General features: G+C 66.4%; 2 protein-coding genes. Both read left to right on the forward strand.

Annotated features, from left to right (window positions below):
- Window positions 1–67 precede the first annotated feature (67 nt).
- Window positions 68–607, forward strand: a complete 540-nt coding sequence (locus AB0H78_RS38535; RefSeq protein ID WP_363239503.1) for a winged helix-turn-helix domain-containing protein — start codon at window positions 68–70, stop codon at window positions 605–607.
- On the forward strand, window positions 604–1,154 hold a 551-nt coding region (locus AB0H78_RS38540; protein ID WP_363239504.1), incomplete at its 3' end, for a transposase. The genes AB0H78_RS38535 and AB0H78_RS38540, both read left to right, overlap by 4 nt.

Raw genomic sequence — 1,154 nt, forward strand, 5'->3', positions numbered from 1 at the left:
TTACTGAGCTTGAACTCGTGAAGTCGTAGCTGCTGACAAGCCTTGATCCTCGCGGTACGCCGTAGTTATGAGGTACGCGCAGGGTGGTGGTCTGACGGATGAGCGGCGGGAGTTCAGGGCGGGAGTTCGCCTGGAAGCGGCTCTGCGGTTCGCCGACGGGGAGGCGAGTTCGGCGATCGCGAAGGAACTGCGGGTCAGTATCCGCTCGGTCCAGCGATGGCGTCGCGCGTGGACCAAGGGCGGTCCGCGAGCTTTGCGCTCGGCTGGATCGGCGTCGCCGCCGCGGCTGAGCGAGGCCCAGTTCCTGCAGTTGGAGGCCGAGTTGATCAAGGGGCCGACGGCGCACGGATGGCCGGATCAGCGGTGGACCCTGACCAGGGTCAAGACCGTGATCGGCCGACGCTTCCACAAGAGCTACACCCTCCAGGGTGTCCGCAAGTTGCTGATCCGGCACGGCTTCTCCTGCCAGGTCCCGGCCCGACGTGCCCTGGAGCGTGACGATGAGGCCATCACCGGCTGGGTGAAGGAGACCTGGCCACAGGTGGAAGCACCGCGGCGGCGCTCGACGCCTGGATCGTCTTTGAAGACGAGTCCGGGTTCTCGATGACGCCGCCCATCGCCCGCACCTGGGCCAAACGCGGCCACACCCCCATCATCAGAGTCCGTGGCCGATCCCGTCGTCGCGTCTCCATTGCCGCCCTGACCTGCTACAAACCCGGTGAACGTTCCCGCTTGATCTACCGGCCCCGCCGGGATGACGGCCGGCGTGATGGGCGCAAGAGTTTCGCCTGGAGCGACTACCGCGATCTGCTGCAGGTCGCCCACCGCCAACTCGGCGGCCCGATCGTGCTCGTCTGGGACAATCTGAACGTGCACCTGGACGCCCGGCTCCGCAGATGGGCCGCCGACCAGGACTGGCTGACCGTGCAGCAACTGCCCTCCTACGCACCAGATCTCAATCCGGTCGAGGGCATCTGGTCGCTGCTGCGGCGCGGCTGGCTCAGCAACGTCGCCTTCACCAGCCCCGAGCACTTGGTCCAGACAGTCCGGCGTGGTCTGCGCACGATCCAGTACCGCAGCAACCTCATCGACGGATGCCTCGCCGGCACCGGCCTATCCCTCACTCCAACGACTCCACGAGTTCAAGCCCAGTA

This window comes from Streptomyces sp. NPDC050738 (assembly GCF_040654175.1).
Classification (GTDB): domain Bacteria; phylum Actinomycetota; class Actinomycetes; order Streptomycetales; family Streptomycetaceae; genus Streptomyces.

Coding starts and splice junctions, on each gene's coding strand:
- AB0H78_RS38535 (WP_363239503.1), top strand. CDS start 68: ATGAGGTACGCGCAGGGTGGTGGTCTGACGGATGAGCGGCGGGAGTTC.